The organism is Aquirufa sp. A-Brett2-W8 (genome assembly GCF_054558755.1).
Genome location: NZ_JBPXKS010000006.1, coordinates 165,446 through 185,009, shown reverse-complemented (window position 1 = coordinate 185,009; position 19,564 = coordinate 165,446). Strand labels below are relative to the sequence as shown.

The 19,564-nt window shown below is 43.3% G+C and carries 17 protein-coding genes; 9 read left to right on the top strand and 8 right to left on the bottom strand.

Features of this window, described 5'->3' with window-relative positions; translation table 11 throughout:
* Positions 1-22 precede the first annotated feature (22 nt).
* From ACST13_RS07235 to madM, 3 genes are read left to right on the top strand one after another with little or no spacing between them, the layout of a single operon-like run.
* Positions 23-1,522 carry an acyl-CoA synthetase gene (locus ACST13_RS07235; RefSeq protein WP_459522529.1) on the top strand — a complete coding sequence of 500 codons (1,500 nt, stop codon included), beginning with the start codon at positions 23-25 and terminating at the stop codon, positions 1,520-1,522.
* A 1-nt stretch (position 1,523) separates the two neighbouring features.
* Positions 1,524-1,883, top strand: coding sequence for a malonate transporter subunit MadL (madL, locus tag ACST13_RS07230; protein ID WP_459522528.1), 360 nt, complete (start codon positions 1,524-1,526; stop codon positions 1,881-1,883).
* Positions 1,883-2,641: a malonate transporter subunit MadM gene (gene madM, locus ACST13_RS07225; protein ID WP_459522527.1), complete on the top strand. Its 759-nt coding sequence runs from the start codon at positions 1,883-1,885 to the stop codon at positions 2,639-2,641. Before madL ends, madM begins: the two co-directional genes overlap by 1 nt.
* Before the next feature lie 390 nt (positions 2,642-3,031).
* Here the strand turns inward: madM and ACST13_RS07220 are convergent, their stop codons facing one another.
* Both ACST13_RS07220 and ACST13_RS07215 read right to left on the bottom strand, forming a co-directional pair.
* Positions 3,032-4,747 (bottom strand): FAD-dependent oxidoreductase, encoded by a 1,716-nt coding sequence (locus ACST13_RS07220; RefSeq protein WP_459522526.1) that lies wholly within the window; start codon positions 4,745-4,747, stop codon positions 3,032-3,034.
* Positions 4,748-4,766: 19 nt separating this feature from the next.
* The gene (locus tag ACST13_RS07215) at positions 4,767-5,372 is read right to left on the bottom strand and encodes a gluconate 2-dehydrogenase subunit 3 family protein (protein ID WP_459522525.1); all 606 of its coding nucleotides are present in this window, start codon (positions 5,370-5,372) and stop codon (positions 4,767-4,769) included.
* Positions 5,373-5,486: 114 nt separating this feature from the next.
* Between ACST13_RS07215 and ACST13_RS07210 the strand changes: the two genes are divergently transcribed.
* Together ACST13_RS07210 and ACST13_RS07205 are read left to right on the top strand one after the other, a co-directional pair.
* A complete protein-coding gene (locus tag ACST13_RS07210) occupies positions 5,487-5,804 on the top strand; it encodes a hypothetical protein (RefSeq protein ID WP_459522524.1) in 318 nt (105 codons plus the stop codon).
* Positions 5,773-6,012 (top strand): hypothetical protein, encoded by a 240-nt coding sequence (locus ACST13_RS07205; RefSeq protein ID WP_459522523.1) that lies wholly within the window; start codon positions 5,773-5,775, stop codon positions 6,010-6,012. The genes ACST13_RS07210 and ACST13_RS07205 overlap by 32 nt, the downstream gene beginning before the upstream one ends.
* On the opposite strand, the gene ACST13_RS07200 is transcribed toward ACST13_RS07205, so the two are convergent.
* Genes ACST13_RS07200 through ACST13_RS07180 form a run of 5 tightly spaced genes read right to left on the bottom strand, consistent with a single transcriptional unit; the run spans position 5,993 to position 13,052 of the window.
* Positions 5,993-7,033, bottom strand: a complete 1,041-nt coding sequence (locus ACST13_RS07200; RefSeq protein ID WP_459522522.1) for a lactonase family protein — start codon at positions 7,031-7,033, stop codon at positions 5,993-5,995. The two genes, ACST13_RS07205 and ACST13_RS07200, sit on opposite strands and share 20 nt — an antisense overlap.
* A complete protein-coding gene (locus ACST13_RS07195) occupies positions 7,030-10,068 on the bottom strand; it encodes an efflux RND transporter permease subunit (protein WP_459522521.1) in 3,039 nt (1,012 codons plus the stop codon). Before ACST13_RS07195 ends, ACST13_RS07200 begins: the two co-directional genes overlap by 4 nt.
* Positions 10,069-10,070: 2 nt before the next feature.
* Positions 10,071-11,111 (bottom strand): efflux RND transporter periplasmic adaptor subunit, encoded by a 1,041-nt coding sequence (locus ACST13_RS07190; protein ID WP_459522520.1) that lies wholly within the window; start codon positions 11,109-11,111, stop codon positions 10,071-10,073.
* Complete coding sequence (locus ACST13_RS07185) at positions 11,111-12,433, bottom strand: TolC family protein (protein WP_459522519.1); 1,323 nt, start codon at positions 12,431-12,433, stop codon at positions 11,111-11,113. Before ACST13_RS07185 ends, ACST13_RS07190 begins: the two co-directional genes overlap by 1 nt.
* A 1-nt stretch (position 12,434) precedes the next feature.
* A complete protein-coding gene (locus ACST13_RS07180; protein WP_459522518.1) occupies positions 12,435-13,052 on the bottom strand; it encodes a TetR/AcrR family transcriptional regulator in 618 nt (205 codons plus the stop codon).
* A 79-nt stretch (positions 13,053-13,131) separates the two neighbouring features.
* On the opposite strand from ACST13_RS07180, the gene ACST13_RS07175 reads away from it, so the two are divergent.
* Positions 13,132-13,545, top strand: coding sequence for a VOC family protein (locus ACST13_RS07175; protein WP_459522517.1), 414 nt, complete (start codon positions 13,132-13,134; stop codon positions 13,543-13,545).
* 68 nt (positions 13,546-13,613) lie between these two features.
* Here the strand turns inward: ACST13_RS07175 and ACST13_RS07170 are convergent, their stop codons facing one another.
* On the bottom strand, positions 13,614-13,958 hold the full coding sequence (locus ACST13_RS07170) for a hypothetical protein (RefSeq protein ID WP_459522516.1): 345 nt from the start codon (positions 13,956-13,958) through the stop codon (positions 13,614-13,616).
* 326 nt (positions 13,959-14,284) lie between these two features.
* Between ACST13_RS07170 and ACST13_RS07165 the strand changes: the two genes are divergently transcribed.
* The 3 genes from ACST13_RS07165 to ACST13_RS07155 are packed head-to-tail and all read left to right on the top strand — an operon-like array spanning position 14,285 to position 19,519.
* A complete protein-coding gene (locus tag ACST13_RS07165) occupies positions 14,285-17,104 on the top strand; it encodes a TonB-dependent receptor (protein WP_459522515.1) in 2,820 nt (939 codons plus the stop codon).
* 39 nt (positions 17,105-17,143) lie between these two features.
* Positions 17,144-18,913, top strand: coding sequence for an Ig-like domain repeat protein (locus ACST13_RS07160; RefSeq protein ID WP_459522514.1), 1,770 nt, complete (start codon positions 17,144-17,146; stop codon positions 18,911-18,913).
* Between the two features lie 57 nt (positions 18,914-18,970).
* Positions 18,971-19,519 carry a hypothetical protein gene (locus ACST13_RS07155; RefSeq protein ID WP_459522513.1) on the top strand — a complete coding sequence of 183 codons (549 nt, stop codon included), beginning with the start codon at positions 18,971-18,973 and terminating at the stop codon, positions 19,517-19,519.
* Positions 19,520-19,564 lie beyond the last annotated feature (45 nt).

Genomic DNA, 19,564 nt, shown 5'->3' with positions numbered 1-19,564 from the left:
TGGTTAAACCTATTAACACCACATGATTTCCATTTTTGCCCAAGCTGAGAAGCACCTGGAGAAGACAGCCATAATTTCGGATGGCACAACTTATACTTATTTCCTGCTATTAGACGCTTCGAAAGCTTTTGCTTCGACCTTATTAGATAAAAATACGGACCTAAGTGAAGCCCGAGTTGCCTACATGGTGAACCCTGGCTTTGATTATGTTCGGGTCCAATGGGGGATTTGGCGTGCGGGGGGTGTGGCCGTTCCGCTTTGTTTGACCTATCCGTTACCCTCTTTGCGCTATACCATAGAGAATTCTGGCTCAAGCATCGTGGTCGTTTCCCCAGAATTCGAGGACCTTTTGAAGCCTTTGTGCGCGGAGCTTAATCTACGGTTAATCATCCTTCGGACTTCGGACTCCCTCCCTTCTGACTCTCTTCCTTCGGACTCCCTCCCCACTTTCCCTTCCTCCCGCCGCGCCATGATGCTTTACACCTCTGGCACGACGAATTTGCCTAAAGGTGTGGTGTCTACCCACGCGAATTTGAATGCGCAGATTTCGACGTTAATCGACGCTTGGCGCTGGACGTCTGCGGATTATTCGATTTGTATTTTGCCGCTGCACCACATTCACGGGGTGATTAATATCGTTTCTTGCTCGCTTTGGGCGGGGGCGACCTGCCAGTTTTTGCCTAATTTTTCGGCGGAAGCGCTGTTCGATATTTTCAAAAAAGGTCAGTTGAACGTCTTTATGGCCGTTCCTACCATCTATTATAAGTTGATTACGCATTGGGAATCGTTGTCGGATATGGACCAAAAAGAGATGACCCGCATCCTATCCAAATTCAGACTCATGATCTCGGGTTCTGCTGCGCTGCCCGTTTCGGTGATGGAACGTTGGAAGACGATCAGTAAGCATAGTCTTTTGGAACGTTATGGCATGACCGAAATCGGGATGGCCCTGAGTAATCCCTACAACGGTCCACGCGTACCGGGTCACGTGGGATATCCGCTGCCGGGCGTTCAAGTGCGTTTAGCAGATGAAGAGGATAATGTAATTCCGGGTAAGGAAATAGGGGAGATTCAGGTCAAAGGGCCAAACGTCTTCAACGAATACTGGCAAATACCAGAGTCAACTGCAGAGTCATTTACAAAGGATGGCTTCTTCAAAACTGGCGATATCGCGACGATGGATGAGCTGGGAGGCTACCGAATTTTGGGTCGAAACTCCGTCGACATTATCAAATCAGGAGGCTACAAAATTTCCGCTTTGGAAATCGAAGAAGTCCTCCGGACCTACCCTGGAATCGACGATTGCTGCGTCGTGGGAGTCGAAAATGAAGAATGGGGCGAGCTCGTAAGCGCCGCCATCGTCTGCAAAGATGACTTTGACACGAAAGCCTTAAATGCCTGGATGCGCGAGCAAATGCCTGCTTATAAAACCCCTCGGGCTTACCACCGTTTGGCAGAATTGCCTCGAAACGCGATGGGAAAAGTCACGAAAAAAGATGTTGTTAACCTAATCAAAAACTAATATGCTATTACGCGGAGTTGCCTTATTAGCCGCCTGTTTCGTTGCAGGCCAAATCCTGGGGGAAACCCTCGGTCGTTTCTTGGGCATCCAAGCAAACGTAGGAGGTGTCGGATTTGCGATGCTTTTCCTTATTTTATCCCAAAATGAGCTCGAAAAACGCGGCCTCTTCCACCTCGAAATGGGTGAGGGCGTACACTTTTGGTCCAAAATGTACATCCCCATCATCGTGGCCATGTCCTCCGTTCAAAACGTCCGCGTCGCCTTCTCTAACGGCATGCTCGCACTTTTGGCAGGCATCATCCCCGTCATCGCCTGCCTCGCCTTAATGCCCCTTTTATCTAAACTAGCGCCCAAAGACTAATGGAATACATCATCACCTTCCTCGACAAAAATGGCCTAGTCTTCGCATTTCTAGTTACGGGCCTCATCATGTATTTTTCCGAGTGGATCTCCAAAACCCTCACCCGCAACAAAATCCCAGGCTCCGCCATCTCCATCTTCATGGGCTTGGTTTTGGCCTATTTCGCTGGCCTTGAAACCCTGGGCAAAAAAGGCATTGCCGACCTTCCCGGATTCTCCGGCTTTGAATTGATGGGAGGCCCCATGTTCCGCGACTTCGCCATCGTCTCTACCGCCATGGGCGCCAGCTTTGCCATCATCAAAAAGACGGGTCCTGTCGGAATTTTGTCCCTATTCTTAGGGGTCATCATCTCCTTTTTATCGGGTGTCATTATTGCCTATGCCTTAGGAATCACAGATGCCGAAAGCCTCACCACCATCGGTGCCGGTGCATGCACTTTCGTAGTAGGGCCTGTGACTGGAACTGCTTTAGGAGCGAGTTCGGATATCATCGCCATCAGCATCGCTGCTGGCGTAGTAAAATCTATTTTGGTAACTATTGTAACCCCTTTAATCGCACCCTACATCGGTTTGAAGACACCACAATCGGCGATGATTTTTGGCGGACTCATGGGAACCACCAGCGGTACTGCGGCTGGTCTTGCTGCTACAGATCCTAAACTAGTACCTTATGGTGCGATGACTGCTACTTTCTATACGGGATTGGGATGTTTGCTGTGTCCGTCGGTGTTGTATTTTATTATGCGAGCGATTCTATAAGATTCTATAAAAAGAAAGCACAAAGCATAAAGCACAAAGAATAAAGTTGGAGTCCCCGCAGGGGACAAGTATAGTGATTGAATGGTAAATGTGTTTTCCGGACTCTTTGATTAAGCTGTAGGCGACTAAATCGCGGAGCGATGACATGAGTAAACCTAGATCAACGTTTATTCTTTGTGCTTTTTGCTTTGCTCTTTGGAGCTGCGCAGCAGCGACCCATTGACTAAATCGCACGGCGATGACCAGGACGTAGTCGACTAAGTCACGAAGTGACGACCACGGCCCCCCACGCCGCCTAAGCGCATAAAAAATGGGCGACAGAAACTGCCACCCAATCTTTATTCTTTATGCTTTGTGCTTTATGCTTTTAATTTTTCGCTTTGCGAAAAATTAAAGGTTTCTCTTCTTCAATTCACTTACCGCAAAGTCAGCTGCACGAGCTGTCATCGCCATGTAAGTTAAGGAAGGATTCACACAAGAAGCAGACGCCATTACCGCACCATCCGTCATGAAAACGTTTTTCACATCGTGTATTTGGTTGTGACTGTTAACAATCGAGTTCTTCACCGACGTACCCATACGAGCCGTACCCATTTCGTGAATACCTAAACCGATGTGTGTACCTTGTTTGTTGTACGCGTTGATGTTTTTGAAACCAGCCGCTTCTAGCATGTTGGCAGCCTCGTTCATCATGTCCTCGCGCATTTGGATTTCGTTTTGGCCAAATTCCGCAGAGAATTCCAATACTGGCAAACCCCACTTATCTTTTTGATTGCTTAAAACGAAACGGTTCTCTGGATTAGCCAGAATTTCGCCAAAACCTCCAAAACCAACTGTCCACTGACCTGGGTGTGTTAAGCTCTCTTTGAACTCAGCACCAAAGCCATCGGCTCCCACGCCACGGCCCCAACCTTCGCGGCTCGCGCCACCTTGGTATCCGAAACCGCGTGAATAAGCACGCTTGTCTTTACCCCAGTTTGAGAAACGAGGAATATATAAACCATTCGGACGATTTCCGAACATATAATCTTTTTCGAAACCTTCTACCGTCGCACTAGCACCCGCACCTAAGTGGTGATCCATGATGTTACGGCCTAATTGATCTGAATCATTTCCCATACCGTTTTGGTAACGAGCTGACTTAGAGTTCATTAAGATCGAAGTAGATTGGATAGCACCTGCGTTAACGAAGATGATTTTGGCAAAATATTCTTTCGACTCCATCGTGTTTTGATCGATCACACGAACGCCTTTTGCTTTTTGAGTCGCCTCATCGTAGATGATTTCTGCTGCAATCGCGTTGTGAACCATCGTTAAACGACCTGTGCGCATCGCTGCTGGCAAAGTCGCCGAAAGTGACGAGAAGTAAGCGCCGTATGGACAACCACGCATACATTTATTACGGAAGTTACATGAAGAACGACCTATATCTGTCTGCTGTTTTCCAGGGTTGGTTAAGTGCGCCACACGACCTACGGTTACGGGGCGGCCTAATTTCTTATTTACTGCATTCTTGAAGTGAACCTCCGGAGCAGTCATCTGCATCGCTGGTTGGAATTCACTATCTGGTAAAACGTCTAAGCCTTCTGCCTGACCTGAAATACCTGCAAATTTCTCTACATACGAATACCAAGGAGCTAAATCATCGTATTTAATCGCCCAAGGAGTACCGATTCCCTCTTTTTCGTTCGCTAAGAAATCCTCGCGGTTCCAACGATACGTTTGGCGACCCCATAATAAAGATTTACCACCTGTGTGGTAAGCGCGGGTCCAATCGAAACCACCTCTTTTTTCGAGGTAAGGATTTTGTTTATCATTTTCGAATAAGTAGCGATGCTCCTCATTAGGAGTATATCCTGTACGCATTCCTGCCCAGTATTCCTCTGCTGCCATATTCGTAGGACGACCACGGTGATCAAATTCCCATGGGTTTTTCATCGCAGTTTCATAACCCTCGATGTGCTTGATCTCGCGACCACGCTCTAAAACGGCTACTTTTAAGCCCTTTTCTGTTAATTCTTTTGCAGCCCAACCTCCGGAAATACCTGATCCGATGACGATTGCGTCAAATGTTTGGCCTTTAATTGCATCTATATTCAGATTCATTTTCTTCTAATTTTTCAGATTAATAAGCGAAAGATTTTTGAGTCGGTTTCATGTCCGTAATCAACTCAAATTTGCCAGGAACGGGCTCGTAAACGAAGGATGCTTGAATTCCTTTTTCGGAAGTGTAGTATCCTAAAAGCGTTAATTCCTTCATTAATCTCCAGAATGGAACGCCGTTAGCGCCTTCTAATGTGTCCTTGTCAATGTTATCACCCACTTTGATTTTCTTCTGAGAAAAGCTCTTCATTAAATCTTTCGTGTTAGCTTCCAATAGTTTTAGCATGGCTACCTGACCTGCCGCTGATTGTCCTAAGAAATCAGCTTTAACTAAGTCGTTCGTCCCTTTTAAAAAGCTGTATTGCTCTGTTTTTTTGTAGCAATCTTGTAACATCAACTCGATGAAAGCAGGAACACCTGCATCGATAGCGCCTGGGGTAGACGTTCTTGGAATAATATGTTCAGCGACTGCTGAAACGATTTTGCGTTGCACATCTGTTAGGCTGAAATCAGCTGCAATGATGGAGCTCTTGCCGTTTCTCACATCCATAGCCATTAAGGTAGGAGCTGTGAAAGCACCCCCTAATAACAACGCGATTTGAGAGATGGCATCTCTTCTTTTCATCATGGTATTTATTGTTAAATTGTTCTAGGTATTCGCCTAAAATGAGGCAGAAAACAAATTTAATGACATTCTTCATTATTCAAGGGCAAAATGTAATTTTTTTGTTAAATTTCTTTCATGAATAAACGTACTTTCCTAAAAGCCTGCACTCTTTTAGGGGCATCAGCACCCTGGTTTTCATATGCCAAAACCCAAACAGCCCAATCACTTGCTTCTGATGAAGATTTTTGGGAAGGAATTCGGGGTGGATACAAACTAAGACCAGACTATATCAACTTAGAAAGTGGCTATTATAACATGACTCCAGAGGCAACTTTGGAAAAATACTTCCAACACATCCTCGAAGTCAACGCGCAAGGCGCGTATTACATGCGGACGGTGCAATTTGACAATAAAAAACGGATTGCAGCGCGTTCGATTCCATCATTCGGCTGATCCCACTAAATCTTGTGCGATTGCAAACGTGGGAATCGAAGGCATCAAACCGGCTCTTTTAGCCGAACGCCTGATGAAAGAATACAAGATTTTTACCGTCGCCATCGACGGAGGAAACATCCACGGTTGTAGAATTACTCCCAATGTCTTCACGACATTAAAAGAACTCGATGTCTTGGTGAAGGCGATTACCGAATTAGCAAGCTAACGGGGGATTTGACGAAAATGTCTTGATGCAAGTCTGTGAGCGAACCATTCGCGTCGTTGAAGGAGAAGACCTGCACACGGTCTTCCTCTTGACTCGCTACTAACACAAATTTACCTGAAGGATCGAACGTGAAGTTGCGGGGAATTTTGGCGACGTTTTGGTGGAATACGCGGGTTAGTTTCCCATCAGCTTCGATCTTAAATACCACCACTTGATTACTCGAAATGCGGTTAGAGGCAATGAGCCATTTGCCGTTCGGCGAAAGGTGAATATCTGCGGAGCCTTTCACTTTAACCGCCGAAGTATCCGCTGGAATGCTTTGGATCTTTTTTAGTTCTATGCCGTTAACCGAAAACACGTCTACATCTGAACTCAATTCATTTAGTAAATAGGCACGATTGCCTTTCGCATTAAAGCGAATGTGGCGAGGTCCGTTGCCGGGGGTTAGGGCGATTTCTGAGCGACTTTCTTCTAAAAGCCCGCTCTCTAATATCCTCTGCGCATAGATTTTATCCGAGCCTAAATCGGTTACGAATAAGGTGTTTTGATCGGGAGAAAGGGCGACCATGTGGGCGTGGGCGCTGTTTTGGCGGTCTTTGTTTACGCTGGATCCCTGGTAGGCGATGTATTGGGCTAGAGGCTTGAGTCTCCCGGACACCGTTTGAAATACACTCACACTTCCGCCAGAATAATTCGCGGTGTAGAGCGTTTTTGATTTTTCGCGGTAAAGAATAAAGCAGGGGTGATCACCGCGGCTTAATTCGGTATTAATAGCCTTGTATTTCCCATCGCGCAATTGAAAAGAGGAAACGCTCGCCTTGCCGTCGCCTTCTTCAGAAACCGAGAACAAATAATTCCCAGAAATAGCCTGATAGGAAGCTTGTGGTACAGTTAAGGGATAAGATTTTGTTGCTGTTCCTGTTTTGGCAGCCCAGTTAAATACCTCGATGCCCGGGTTACCTTTGGACGTATACGAACCAATAATCAGTTGCGGAAGGAGTAAAATCGTGCTCAAAGTCATATGGCTGGAGGGATTAATTTATAGACAACGGGAGTGACGATGCGGGATAGGAGGGTGGAGCTAATTAGTCCGCCGATCATCACGATTGCAAGGGGTGAAATGAGCGGATTAATCGAAATGGCGATTGGAATAAGGCCGCCTATCGCCGTCAAAGTCGTCAAAATAATCGGTAAAAAACGAACTTCGCCGGCCTCACGGATGGCTTGCTCCATCGGCATACCTTCGGCCCTCAATTGGTTGGTAAAATCAACCAACAAGATGGTATTTTTCACCTCGATTCCAGCTAGAGCAATCAGTCCCACGGTGGCGACAAAGGAAAGCGGAATACCCGTTACCCAAAGTGCTAACAAGGCCCCCACAATGCCTAATGGAATAACTGAAAGCACAATAAGCGTACTTTTGAAGGTACCGAATTCCAAAATTAACACAGCCACAAAGAAGAAAACGGTCACTAAAATGATCGTCCCAAAACCACTAAAACTCTCATTCGCGCTCTCCACTTCTCCCCCCATTTCGAAATGGTATCCGGCTGGCAAGGCAATCTTAGCCAGGTTTTTCTCTGTCTCTGCGATGACCTCATTATTCAAAAAGCCTTTCTCGACGAAAGAGCTCACCGAAACCAAGCGATTCTTATTCAAGTGGCTAATGCTGACCGGAGAGGTCTGCAAGCGTTTTGTCGCTACTTGACTCAGCGGAATCGCCGTTCCTTGCACGTTATTCACATAGAGATTATCAAATACTTCCAGGCTCGGATGCTTTGGATGTGGTTTAGAAACCACAATCGCATATTCTTTGCCTTCTTTATCAGTCATTTTTCCCAAATCAAAACCCGCTACTACTAAGCGAATCATTCGGTCGATAGTCACGGTTGGAATGCCCAGCATACTTGCTTTTTCCTTGTCGATGTCGAATTTGATATCAGATTTTAAATTTTTTAGGGGATTTTTGACGTAAATCGTTCCCTTCGTTTCTTTCAGCATCGTTTCGACGCGGCTGGCGATTTGGCGTAAGGTGTCTACATTATCTCCTAAAATACGTACCTCTATGGGTGCTACCACTGGCGGACCTTGTTCGAAGTTTTTCACTTCGATAGTCGCAGCAGGATAATTCGTGTATTTCGTGCGCAGTTTTTCGATGAGGTTGATCTTTTCTTCGACGCTTACTTCTTCCTGCAATTGAATGAAAAGATTTCCGTAATCCGTCCGATCGTTCAAAGGAATAGCATTATAGTATATCCGAGGATTTCCTTTGCCCACGTTTGCAGAAACATATTTTACTTCCGGAAGCTTGCGCAAATCGCTTTCGATCAGTTTGGAAACCGAATCCGTATAGGCCAAATTCGACTGCAAGGGACTGAAAATATTCACCATAAACTGTGGCTTTTCAGACGCCGGGAAAAGGCTAAAACCGACTACGGGGAATAACCGTAAAGAAGCAACAAAAATGACAAGAGCAAACAGCAATGTCGTTTTAGGACGTTGAATCGCCCAATCTAATAAGCGAGAATAGGAACCCGAAATAAGCTTTTTTAACAAACGCATAAACAGATTTCCCTCGGGATTTCCCTGATGCGATTTCAGGATGCGGCTCGACAAAAACGGCACCACCGTTAGGGACACTACTAGGGAAGCCACGATACAGAAAATCACCGCCATCGGTAGACTGCGGATGAATTCGCCAGATGCTTCCGGTAAAAATACTAAGGGCAAAAAGGCGATAATCAAGGTCACTGTGCAACCTAAAACGGCCATCCCGATCTGATTCGTCGCTTTTAGCGTTGCATCTAGACGACTGTGGCCCTCGCGCATCCAGCGTTCAATATTCTCCACCACCACGATGCTGTCATCCACTAAAAGACCCAGGGCGACGACTAAACCCACAATACTCAACTGATTCAGGCTATAGCCCATTAAATTTAGAATGATAATTCCGATCGCAAGGGAAAGCGGGATCGAAATCATTACGATGGATGCCGCGCGTAATCCCAAAGGCAATAAGGTTAGCGCCACTAATAAAATCGCGATAATAAAGTCCTTCATTAAGCCACTCAAGCGTGTATTTACGTTTTCCGCTTGGTCGAAATTGACGACTAAATCTATGTTCTTAGGGAGCGTCTTTTTAAACGCCGCAATGACAGGCTGGTAGGCTTCCTGGGTTTTAGCGATGTTCTCGCCGGATTTTTGGGCGGCGGAGATGAACAGACAGCGGTTTTGATTTAGACGGGTGATGTGATTTTCGGGGGCATAGTCAAAATAGACTTGTGCAATGTCCTTTAGAAACACATTTTTCCCCTGGTAGGAGAACACAATCGTATTTTTAATCTCATCGATGTTCTGGTAATTCCCCGAAGTCAGGATATTATAGGACTTCGAGTTCTCCACAATACTTCCGCCGGGAATGTTGGCGATTTCACTTTGGATCGCTTGCAAAACACGGTCTGGTGAAACCTGCATTTGCGCCATTTTTTCGATGTTTAAATCGATCTTCACCTGTGATTCCGGTAATCCAGAAATGGTCACTTTCTTTAAAGTCGTCACCTTCTCTAAATCTTCCTGAAGTCGTTCGGCGGTAGATTTTAATACGTCCAAAGACGCATTATTCGATATCAGCGCCATCTGCAACACGTTCGTGCCGGAAGGCGTCGCTTTTTGCGCCTCGAGCCGGATCACCTCTTTAGGCAGATCCCCTTTGATGCTATTCAATTCGCGGACGATTTCGGAGTATTTCTCGTCGACCACTACACCATATTTATAATACACCGCGAACACGGCTAAACCATCACTGATCGTCGTGTTGATCTTGCGCACATTCTCCAATTCGTAGAGTCTTTTCTCCACGGGTTTCACCACCAATTCCTCCATATCTTCTGGACTCGTTCCTGGATAAACCGCAATAATAGGGAATTGCGGGGCATTCATGTCCGGATCCTCTGCCCGTGGCATGGTCATAATCGTGACAACACCCACGACCACGACCATCAGGAACATGGTCAAGGTAAACTGGTAATTTTTTACCGCGTAATTAGCTATTTTCATGATTAGCGGACGATTTTAATGGCTGAACCTGCATCTAAATAGGCATTTCCGCTCGTGATGAGTGATGTTGCGTTTTCCAAACCAGCGGAAACAAATACCTTCCCGTGGTCAATACTCGAGATCTGAATCTTCACTTTCTCCGCCTTTTTTCCATCTTTTGTGATGAAAACATAGCCTTCTGTCGCGTTTCCATCTAATATCGCATCGTATGGAATCACCCAGGATTTTATCTGCTTCCGCGGACTAATCTTCGCTTTCCCAAAAAGCCCCGCCGCCAGCTGCGCTGTCGGCGCACCACTCATGCGCAAACTCACCCACAGCGTCCCCGTCACCGGATCCACTCCCTCGGATTTTGCTAAGACAGAACCGCTATATTTTTCTCCGGCCACTGCATCCAACGTAATTTCCGCCGGATCCCCCGCCTGCGTTGCCGCCCAGTCTCGGTCGCTCAACCCTACCTTTAACACCCAATTTCCTTTGTTCGCTCCGTTCATTAAAACGACCGGAGTTCCGGGTCCCACTACCTGGCCATCGTTCGCTAATTTCTTTAATACAAAACCGGATTTTACGGCTCTAATTTCGGCATAGCTTTGGTTAAACGCACCGGCATTATAGGCCTGTTGTGCGATCTCTAGGCCGGTTTTAGCATTTTGAAATTGCTCCAAAGTCGCCACGCTGTCACGGTATAAATTCTTCGCTCTCGCGTGATCGCGTTGCGCTTTATCAAGCATGATTTGCGCTTGCTGCACCTGTGCTTTTATTTCGGTGAGATTTAGACTCGCTAATAGCTGACCCGCTTTCACGGCGTCGCCTTCTTTGACAAACACGTGTTGAATCACGCCGCCGATTTTGAAACCTAAATAGGTCTCATCTTCGGTCGTGAAGACGCCAGAAGCCTGAATGGGGCGGGTGATGGATTCTTGTTGCAAGGAAATTACCGAAACGGGGATCACGTCGCTGGTCACCGCTGCGGCTTCTTTTTTCTTCGAAGAACAAGCGGAAAATACCGTGATGAGGGAAATGAGTAGGCAGATCTTTTTCATTATAAAGGGTAGCTAGCGGCTTCGCGCTCGTAAGCGGCGGCGGCGATTAATACGTTGAATTGTTTTAATTGGTAGTTGATTTGGGCGTTCATCCATTGATTTCTGGCGTCCACCGTTTCTAAATAGGTGCTCACGCCTTCTTTATAGCCCTTTTCGATTAAGCGTAAATAAGCGGAGGCTGCCTCGTAAGATTTCGTGGAGGCCTGAAAACTGATAAGCGAAGATTGTACGTTTTTCTGTGCGATCTCGGTGGCCATATTGAATTGCTTCGTGCTTAGATCCAAGGTGTTTTTCGCCGAGGCAATATCTAATTGCGTCTGTTTCACTTTGTATAGGTTACGTTTTCCGGAGAAAATGGGAATGTCCATTTGAAGCCCTAGGAAATAGTAGCCACTTTTTGAGCTGATGTTATTCAAAGTAGACTGCGATCCTAAATTCACGAATCCATTTAATTTAGGCAGGTAGAAGGACTCGTTCATTTTCAAAACGGTCTCTTGGATGTTAATCGATTTAGAAAGCAAGGATAATTCCTCCCGAACACCGGGCGCGACAGAGTAGACCCCAGCCACCGCTTTCTCCACTTCGAAATCGATGCGGATTTCAGAACGCAATTCACGGTTCAATAAGAAATTGAAATAATATTGAGCCGCCTGATTTTGCTTTACAGCATCAGCGATTTGAGCCTGAATCGTGGCAATCTCACTGTCTGAGCGTAATAAATAGGCGGGTAAACCTTTTCCATTTGCTAGCAATTTTTCATTCACCTTTTTGCCCTCTAGTGCGAGATTAAGGCTGTTTTCGTAGACTTTCACTAAACCCAAGCTGAGCAAGTAGTTATAGTAAGCCGTCTTTATTTGCTTCACTAATTCGCGCTTATACAGAGTTGCGTCTTCGCGTTGAAGGCTGAGCGTTTGTTCCTGGATTTGCTTGTTGTAGCTGATGTCTTTGTTGTATAAAGGCATTGTGGTCTGCACCTTCACATCGTAGAAATCGCGGGGGAAGAAATTCGTTTCTACGTTTGAAATCTGCGGGAAGGCGGTGCTTTTCGTCAATGCGTTTAGTGTCGAATACACCGGATTTAGCAAATCGCCTACCGGGAAAGCGATGCTACGACCTCCTTCACCACTTTGGTAGCCCCCTTGGAAGGCGACGCTAGGTTGGTAGAGGCTTTGGGCGGTTTTCAAGGCAATCATCGCTTTTTCCACTTGAATGTTTTTCTGTTGCAGCGTGATGTTCTGCTGAAAGGCCGTGGCGACGTATTCGTCGAGGACGGACTTTTGGCCATATAAAGGCAGGGCAAATAATAAAAACAAATATTTCATCTTAGGCTTTTTTCATTGTTTTCAATAACCAATCTAATGACTCGTGCATCGTCTTTTCGACATCTTCAGCGGGAACTAATTTATCTAGACGCTGACGAATGGCGAGGGAAACCAGGCCGTGCACCATGCTCCAAACCGCCATCGCCACCGTTTCCACTTTGGCAGGAACTAAAACACCCTTATCCATCGCATCTTGAACGATCATTTTTAAAGCTTCCAGTGCCTGATCACCGCTCGACCAGCCCGCACCCATTTCAATCAAAGCAGCCATAGGCGCCTCTTGAATGAACATTAAATCATAATATTCCGGATTTTCTAGGCCAAAATTCAAGTAATTCACGCCCATCTGGTGCAGCCTTTCGATGGGATCGTTGATGAGTCCGAGCGCTATATTATGCTCCAGCATTTTCTTAAATCCCGACTCGCAGCAATAAAACAGGATCTCATTTTTGTCCTTAAAATACAGGTAGAGCGTCGTAGGGCTATATTGAACGCGTTCGGCAATCTTCCGAACGGACACTTTACTGAAGCCCTCCTCCACGAATAATTTCATCGATTCGTCTAGGATCAAGGACCGAACCTCCTGTTTTTGTTTCTCTTTTCTGGCGACTATTCCCATTATTTTTTAATTACAGCGTAAATATAATTAACAGTGTTAAGTTTTCAAAATTTAGTATTTTGCATCAAATCCAAAAACTATGAAAATTGACTTTATCCATAAAATCCAGCACATCGGAATTCCCGTTCACTGCATGGAAATCTCCATACCCTTCTACGAGCGCCTTGGTTTCGAAAATGTGATGGAATCCCCCTTTGAATTTGACGGTGGTTTTGGGACCTGCGTGATGATGAAAAATCACGAGGTAATCGTGGAGTTATACCAAATGCCGGAAAAGCAATTAGCCGAAATCAAACAACGCAAAGCCGGTCATATCGATCATTTTGCTATCGATGTCAAGGATGTCGATTATGCTTTTGAGGCCTTGAAGCAGGCAGGATTTGAGATTGTAGAGAAGGAGCCTACGTTCTTGGCTTTTTGGAAAAACGGAACACGCTTCTTTAATGTGAAAGGCCCGAACGGCGAGACTATTGAATTCAATCAAATACTCTAAAAGAAAAAGGCGAACCACTGGTCCGCCTTTTTGCCCCTTAATCTTTCACTATGTAATTTCAATGAGGTTTAGTTCATGGCGATAATATCGCGCTTCACTTCTGTTTTAATCGTAAATGATTTAGAAGACAATACGTTTTTGTGGATATCTAACACGACCATACGGTAGTTGCCATCCGATAATCCAGCCAAATTGAACAATTTCTTCGTTGCGATCGCTTCCTTGTGAATCTCGTTATTTTCTCCATCGTAGATAAGTACCGTTGCACCCGCCTTTGCTTGTACAGATACCATGTATTTTAATTTACCGACAGATTCGATGTTCACAGGAAGTGATAATTCTGCTCCAGTAGCGGCAGAAGCGACAGACAGGTTTGCTGCGAATAAGAAGGCAGCGACAAAGTACTTTTTCATAAATGCTTGAATTAAAATCTTAGGCGGAATTATTTCCGTTTGATGTCCCAAAACTACCGCTTTCCAATCCCCCGCAAATTAACCCTATGTTAAATTTAATTTTTCTAAGAAAGTTCTTCCATAAAAAATGCAAAAACTTGAAATTGTGCTATAAAAAAGTCTAAAAACGGCTAATTTTCTAAGAAAAATAGATATGTTATCGAATTGTTAACTAATCTGACTTTGGTTTAACAATTTCATAACACTTTCCTAATAAATACGTAATCCCACACTTTTAGGTAAGAGGTACTTTTGTGATGAAAAAAATCACCAGTATCAAAACTTTTATGAAATCAGTTTTCAAGTTAACCAACCTTATCATTTTATTCTTTACGCTTTCAACAGCGGCATTAGCGCAAGAAGGAACCCTTCGTGGTACCATTAAGGACGCAAAAACAAAAGAAGACATCATCGGAGCTACCATCTTAGTGCAAGGCATTAACAAAGGCGCTGCAACAGACATTAACGGGTTTTTCTCGTTCGCTAAACTTCCAGTAGGATCTTATTCTTTAAAGATTTCCTATGTAGGATACGATTCTAAAATTTATGAAGGAGTTAAAGTAGAAGCAGGTCAGGTAACTGATTTGAACTTAGACATTCAAGAAACTAGCTCTACTTTAGCTGAAGTAAAAGTCGTAGCACAACGCTTAACGAACACGGAAGTTTCGGTTATCTCAGAAATCAAAGCATCCCAATTAGTCGTAAGTGGTATCTCAGCCGCGCAAATCACTAAGACTTTAGACCGTACAGCGGCAGAAGTAGTGAAGCGTGTTCCGGGTGTTACTATTTTCGGAGAGCGTTTCATTAACATTCGTGGTCTTAACGAGCGTTATAACACAGTACAATTGAACAACGCCTTTGCTCCATCGATGGAGACAGACGTTCGTTCTTTCTCATTCGATATCATTCCAGCCGGCCAAATCGACCGCATCTTAGTTTTCAAATCTCCTTCAGCAGAAATTCCAGGTGAATTCGCAGGTGGTGTAGTAAAAATCTTTACGAAGTCGATTCCAGAAAATAATTATTTAACTCTAGATGTTTCTAGCTCTTATAGAGAGGGAACAACAGGCGAAAAATTCTATTCAACTAAAAATGCTAATTTATCTTGGACGGGTTTTGACCAAGGGTATTTTGATTTGCCTAAATCTTTTCCTGCATCTAGATCTGCACTAATTGGATCATCTCCAGCCGGATTAGATGTAATAGGATCATCTTTAAAGAACAATTGGTTACCTGTTCAATCAAATGCATTGCCAGACTTGAGAGCATCTTTAGCGGGAGGTCTGAAATTTAATTTAGGCGGAACAAAAATCGGAAATGTAACAGCCATCAACTTTTCAAATACTCGTTCGATTTTTAAGATGGAGCGTAATGATTGGGGATACTCACAAATTGGTACTACAGGCCAACCTGACGAAGTTTTTACATTCGTTGATAATCAATTCACAAACGCTCTTCGCGTAGGTATTTCTCACAACTGGTCTGCTAAATTGCCTGGTGGTTCTGTATTAGAATTTAAAAATTTATTTAATCAACTAGCAAATACCCAATACATACAGCGCGAAGGTTTTGACAATGGTTCTCAATGGGATATTCGTTCTTTTGACCAAGTTTTCCGAGGTATTTATACGGGTCAATTAACAGGTCGCTACGAGTTTCAGGATGGTACATTAAAAACAGATTGGATGGTTGGTTATAACTCAGCCTATAGAAATCAACCTGATTATAAGCGTTTCCGTTATAATACAGGGGGTGCTAATATTAGTTTATTCATCCCCAATGGTGCTGCTCAAACCTTCCTATTAGGGCGTACGTACATTAATTTGGATGAGTATTCCTATACTGGGGCTTGGAATTTAATCAAAAAAATAGCCGTCGGTTCTAAGGAATCAGGTAAGGAGTTGGAATTTAAGACAGGCTTGTTTTATGAGGATAAAGCTAGAAATTTTGGAGCACGTAACTTAGGGTATGTCAAATCAACGCCTACTTTCCAAACCACTTTACCTATTGATCAATTATTTAATCCACAAAATTTTAATTCTTCTACAGGAATCAAAATAGATGAGCAAACAAATCCCAATGATTCCTACAAGGCAACAAATAATTTAATTGCAGCGTACGCCTCAGCAAACTACGCTTTAGGGAAGAAGTTTAATGTAATTGCTGGTGTTCGTGCTGAGCAGAATAGTCAAAAATTAAATTCAGCTGACTTGGTGGGTAAGGCGATCAACTATGACAACACACGATTAGATTTATTGCCATCAATGAACCTAACCTATAACTTCTCGGAGAAATCACTTCTTCGTTTAGCTTATGGTAAGACATTGAATAGACCTGAATTTAGAGAGCTTGCTCCTTTTTCTTTCTATGATTTCGTAAATAATAGAACGGTATCAGGTAATCCTACTTTAAAGAACGCAGATATTCAAAACTTTGATTTCCGTTATGAATTCTATCCTACTCCTTCTGAGTTAATTAGCATTGCAGCATTCTATAAGGACTTTACTAATCCAATTGAGGTAGTTTTTGCTTCAGGGGCAAATCCAATACTTAATTTCTCTAATGCTAAATCAGCTTATTCAACAGGTCTAGAAGCAGAGTTTAGAAAGAACTTAAACGTTACAAGTCCGTCTTCGTTTTTAGGTAAAACTAGTTTAGTGTTTAACGGTACGTATATTTTCAGTAGAGTTAAGTTAGAGGATGGTGTTGCAAAAGATCAATCGGATAATCGTCCATTGCAAGGTCAATCCCCTTACATCATTAATGCTGGGGTGAATTACAATGATTCGAAGCGTGGCTTACAAGTCAACTTTAATTACAACGTCATTGGTAAACGCATTTTCGCGGTAGGTAACAACTTTGGTTCACCATATCCTGATTGGTATGAAATGCCTAGAAACGTGATTGACTTTAATTTCTCTAAAGAGATTTCTAAAACGATTATGATTAAAGGAGGGGTAACGGATTTATTAAACCAGGATAATTATATCCTACAGGATGGTAACCAAGATAATAATTTTGATAAAGGGAAAGATCAAATCATCCAGTCTTATGCACCGGGTCGTGTGATCTCATTAGGTATCGTCATTTCACCATTTGCAAACTAATAATTTAAATTTTAAACAACTATCTAAAAATTAATTCAAATGAAACTTTTACAAACATCTATGTTTAAGGTTTTCGCTGTTTTAGCCGTTTGCGCGGTTACATTAACAGGATGCCAAAAAGAAGAGGAAGTATTCCCTCTACCTACCGTTAGTTCTTCAGGAACATTAGCGGGTATTATCGGTGCAACCGTGCAAGTGAAGGCAACTATCAATGCGCCTGCAGGTATCAAGTCTATCACAGTTTTAAAGAACGGTGCTGCTTTTGATTCTAAAGTTTTAGCTGGCGAAAAAACGTATGAGTACATCAAGGATTACGTAATTGATGGTACTGCAGGATCTGCGGTTAACTTTACTATTCAAGTAACAGATAACAAGAACCAAGTTTCTTCATTAGTAGCTATTCCAGTTACAGTTTCTGCTATCCCTCCTAAGACAATTGTGGAAGTAGAAGGTGTTATCGAAGGTAACGTGACTTGGACTGCTAACAAAATCTACCGTTTGAAGGGTTATGTACGTGTAGGTGAAGAAGCAGTTTTTGGTACAATTACTAAAACTGGTGTTTTGACTATTGAAGCAGGAACAGTAATTATTGGAGATAAGGGAACTAAAGGTACATTAATCGTACAACGTGGTTCTAAGTTGATCGCTAATGGTACTGCATCAGCGCCGATCGTATTTACATCTGCTGAAGGTGTAGGTAGCCGTGCTCCAGGAGATTGGGGTGGAGTTGTTATTTGTGGTAAAGCACCAAACAACTTAACTGGTACAATTGAATTAGAAGGTGGTTACAAAGGTTTCCATGGTGGTACAGCTTCAGACGACAATTCAGGTTCAATGAAATATGTACGTATCGAGTACGCCGGTATTCCATTGAATCCAAACCAAGAGATCAACTCATTAACGATGGGTTCAGTAGGTTCAGGTACTACATTAGAGTATATCCAAGCTTCTTTTGGCTTAGATGATTCATTCGAGTGGTTTGGTGGAACGGTAAATGCAAAATACTTAATCGCATATAAAGGTACAGATGATGACTTTGATGTAGATAACGGGTATGTAGGAAACGTTCAATTTGGTTTAGGATACCGTGATGGTAACTTAGCGGATGCCTCTGGATCGAATGGTTTTGAAGTAGATAATAATTCAGCAGGAGATGGTGCAACACCTTTTACAGCTGCAACTTTTGCTAATATTTCTATTATTGGAGCTAAAGGAACGTCTTCATCTTATTTAGATAATAACTTCCAAAACGGTGCTCAATTACGTCGTAATAGCAAATTGAAAGTTTACAATACGTTTATTACAGGTTACCCTACCGGTTTATATATTGATAGCCAAAAAGGTAGCGCAAAAACGAATGCAGCAAACGGTGATATAGTAGTTAAAAACGTTGTTATTGCTGGTACTTCTGGTTGGGGAACGTCTGGATTCACTTCATTAAACGCTAACATTTATGGTTTTGGTGTTGCTGTTGCTGATGAAGAGCAAATCGCTAAAACTAGTGCTACTGGTACTGTAGCTACTAAGCCAATTGAAATTGGTGCAGGTGTTACCGCAACAGCATGGTTTAATGCAATCGCAGGAAACAAAGTTCTTGGTACTACGGCTAACACAGGTATTTCATCTGCTCTTTGGTCAGCTCGTCCTACGTTAACTTTAACTGCGGGTGGTTCTGAGTCATTAATTGGAACAGCTCTACCTACTTTAACAGGTATGACTGCTACAGATTATATTGGAGCATTTAATGCTACAGATTGGACTGCAGGTTGGGCTGAATATTCTCCTAACTCAGTACTTTATATCAAATAGTAAGTCTTTGATTAAAGGTCGTGTAGAGAATTTCTACACGACCTTTTTTACACACCAATGAAAAAAATACTCGCACCAATATTCATCAGTTTATTTATTTTTTCTGCTTGTCATTCGAAGGATGAAGCCGAATATTATTTCTCGGATGCTGACCGAGATACCTTATTAACTAATGTGATTACCTACGTTTCAGAAAGTGCAACTTATGCAAACGTTGACACGAGGTTTCAAAAAAAATTTAGAGTAGAATACGTCAGTCGTTTACCACTCTATCATTTTGTCAAATTGACCAAATCAGATAATGGTGACTGTTATTTTTTGCTAAGCAGACCGGTAGCTAATTCGAAAGAATTACGTCGCGGAGTGGTCGGTAAATTCAATTTAAAAGAGGGGAGTTTACAGCCCGAAAACTTTGAGGAAGTGGTTAACACGCCTCATTTCACCGAAGAGTTAGTGACGGAACGCGGATCATTCTTATTTAGAGAATTAATGAAGAAGGGGAAATTAGACGAATATTTATCCATGGAACATTATGTAGAATGGCCGGATAAGTATTTGAAATACGATAAACAAAAAAAGACTTGGGTTTCGACCGGAGCTTTGTAAAGATAATATATTGGTGTAATACAGAAAATGCTGAGGAGATTCTCC

Bases quoted from the DNA above. Each gene is read 5' to 3' on its own strand.
- ACST13_RS07235 (WP_459522529.1), top strand. From the start codon at position 23: ATGATTTCCATTTTTGCCCAAGCTGAGAAGCACCTGGAGAAGACAGCC.
- madL (WP_459522528.1), top strand. From the start codon at position 1,524: ATGCTATTACGCGGAGTTGCCTTATTAGCCGCCTGTTTCGTTGCAGGC.
- madM (WP_459522527.1), top strand. From the start codon at position 1,883: ATGGAATACATCATCACCTTCCTCGACAAAAATGGCCTAGTCTTCGCA.
- ACST13_RS07220 (WP_459522526.1), bottom strand. From the start codon at position 4,747: ATGAATCTGAATATAGATGCAATTAAAGGCCAAACATTTGACGCAATC.
- ACST13_RS07215 (WP_459522525.1), bottom strand. From the start codon at position 5,372: ATGATGAAAAGAAGAGATGCCATCTCTCAAATCGCGTTGTTATTAGGG.
- ACST13_RS07210 (WP_459522524.1), top strand. From the start codon at position 5,487: ATGAATAAACGTACTTTCCTAAAAGCCTGCACTCTTTTAGGGGCATCA.
- ACST13_RS07200 (WP_459522522.1), bottom strand. From the start codon at position 7,033: ATGACTTTGAGCACGATTTTACTCCTTCCGCAACTGATTATTGGTTCG.
- ACST13_RS07195 (WP_459522521.1), bottom strand. From the start codon at position 10,068: ATGAAAATAGCTAATTACGCGGTAAAAAATTACCAGTTTACCTTGACC.
- ACST13_RS07190 (WP_459522520.1), bottom strand. From the start codon at position 11,111: ATGAAAAAGATCTGCCTACTCATTTCCCTCATCACGGTATTTTCCGCT.
- ACST13_RS07185 (WP_459522519.1), bottom strand. From the start codon at position 12,433: ATGAAATATTTGTTTTTATTATTTGCCCTGCCTTTATATGGCCAAAAG.
- ACST13_RS07180 (WP_459522518.1), bottom strand. From the start codon at position 13,052: ATGGGAATAGTCGCCAGAAAAGAGAAACAAAAACAGGAGGTTCGGTCC.
- ACST13_RS07175 (WP_459522517.1), top strand. From the start codon at position 13,132: ATGAAAATTGACTTTATCCATAAAATCCAGCACATCGGAATTCCCGTT.
- ACST13_RS07170 (WP_459522516.1), bottom strand. From the start codon at position 13,958: ATGAAAAAGTACTTTGTCGCTGCCTTCTTATTCGCAGCAAACCTGTCT.
- ACST13_RS07165 (WP_459522515.1), top strand. From the start codon at position 14,285: ATGAAATCAGTTTTCAAGTTAACCAACCTTATCATTTTATTCTTTACG.
- ACST13_RS07160 (WP_459522514.1), top strand. From the start codon at position 17,144: ATGAAACTTTTACAAACATCTATGTTTAAGGTTTTCGCTGTTTTAGCC.
- ACST13_RS07155 (WP_459522513.1), top strand. From the start codon at position 18,971: ATGAAAAAAATACTCGCACCAATATTCATCAGTTTATTTATTTTTTCT.